Below are 536 nucleotides of genomic sequence, written 5' to 3'. Positions count from 1 at the left end.
CTGAGCCAGAGCATACAGGTGCGTTTGTGGAACTGGAACGGGTTTTTGTGACCGGATCTGCATGACGCGATGACAGAACTGGCAGTGTAGGCAGCGATTTTCCCGGGTTTTCCAGTGATGCGTACAGGAGCCCCGGTTTGCCGGGGCGGAGCCACTCCGGCATCGGGATTGGTCATGCTGTGGTCTCTGCGGGCTGTCATGGTGATCCCCCGGCTGGATCAGTCGCCCGTGGTGGTCCTCGGGGCTGACACCATCGGGGAAGGATCTGGATGACGACCATCGGACCACCACAGCATGGGCACGGCGGTGGCGTGGCCGGTTCGGCTTCCGGGACTTCTGGCGCTGGTGTGGATATAACATTCAGCAGTTCCCGCACCCGGGCGAGGCTGGCCTTGCGGCTGGAACTGGACAGCAGGCCATAATGGCGGATGCGATGAAATCCCCGTGGCAGAACATGCAGCATGAAGCGGCGGATGAACTCATCCGTGGCGAGTGTCATGACCTGCTGCTGGTGGGCCGTGTCCCGCCGGTAGTCC

Annotated in this window: 1 protein-coding gene; it reads right to left on the bottom strand. The window is 62.1% G+C overall.

Translation table 11 applies throughout. The features are described from left to right. Positions 1-196: 196 nt before the first annotated feature. Positions 197-536: transposase (locus ACBR42_RS17210; protein WP_371208851.1), on the bottom strand; the 340-nt coding region annotated here is incomplete at its 5' end.

The sequence above is a fragment of the Komagataeibacter sp. SM21 genome (assembly GCF_041402665.1).
Taxonomy (GTDB): Bacteria; Pseudomonadota; Alphaproteobacteria; order Acetobacterales; family Acetobacteraceae; genus Komagataeibacter; species Komagataeibacter saccharivorans.
Note: the sequence above shows the minus strand (reverse complement) of the source record. Positions and strands in the feature narration are given on the sequence as shown.